General features: G+C 43.2%; 1 protein-coding gene and 1 pseudogene. One reads left to right on the forward strand and one right to left on the reverse strand.

Annotation, left to right across the window (positions count from 1 at the left end; translation table 11 throughout):
- Window positions 1-249: pseudogene (locus A3766_RS04590) on the forward strand (hypothetical protein); the annotation flags it as partial.
- Window positions 250-318: 69 nt separating this feature from the next.
- On the opposite strand, the gene A3766_RS30380 reads toward A3766_RS04590, so the two are convergent.
- On the reverse strand, window positions 319-1,040 hold a 722-nt coding region (locus A3766_RS30380), incomplete at its 5' end, for a hypothetical protein (RefSeq protein WP_068641801.1).

A 1,040-nucleotide genomic window follows, 5' to 3' on the forward strand; every position in this document is an offset into this window, starting at 1 on the left:
GAAGCGAAAGAAGCGATGTTTTTCTACACCGATACCGCTGACGCACCCTGGGTAGTCGTAAAATCAGATGATAAAAAAAGAGCACGCCTTGCGTGTATGCAACACTTCCTTTCTAAGCTGGATTATCCTGATAAGAATCATCATGTTGTTCGTGGAGCAGATCCCCTTATTGTCGGCCAAGCATCATCAGTTATCGAAGAAGACAGCCATATACTAGGTAAGTCTCTTCACCCGGAAGCTAAAAAATAAGGCACAAATGCGTTCCTTTAATTTCTTGTTGAACCCAGTAAAATCTGGGTTCAACTTGTAAGCGGGCCACTAAGATAATTCCGCAACAACCTCTGAACCACAGTCCCTTACTGCATAAAATAGACAATCCATCTTGGCGATTTCCGGATTATTAGTGATCATAAAGAGCTTTAAGTCTCGTTTAGCAAACAATCCGCCGTCTTTGATATAAACCAACTCATTTACCACACATTCTTCTCGACTATTTTTTGAAGAAAATACAGCTTTCAGATCATCTGTTGCGACCCAACCCAACTGCGTATCTTTAACAGTAATACCTGAATTCAATTGCTCTATACTGGGTAGCAAACACAAATCAGATTCTTCACTTAATTTCTCGCCATACCTTAGACGACAATCATCCTTTAGTTCGAGCCTTACCGGATTAGTAAGCACCTCCAAGCTCTCTTGACTTTCTTGGCCTGCCAAGACACTTTCTAAACGAAAATAACGATTTAAGCCCTCCCAAGCAATCTGGTGCGCAGACTCATCTAAACGCCCTCCACATTCAATCGTCACAGTTGGGCAAAGGTATTCGGTGACCTCCATCAGAGCCCCTAAACGTAGGTGAGTCACGATGAGGCGTTTAGTAAACAATTCTGTCAAAGCATCATGCTGAGGATCTTCGTAGATCGCCACCGCAAATGAAGGGCCTGAGCCCGAGGTGTTATGCATATCGATCAAGCTTTCAGGTTTATAGCGCTTTAAAGTCTCTAGAATCTCAGCGGCGAGATAGCCAGGTTCATCATCAA

Source organism: Oleiphilus sp. HI0132 (genome assembly GCF_001635845.1).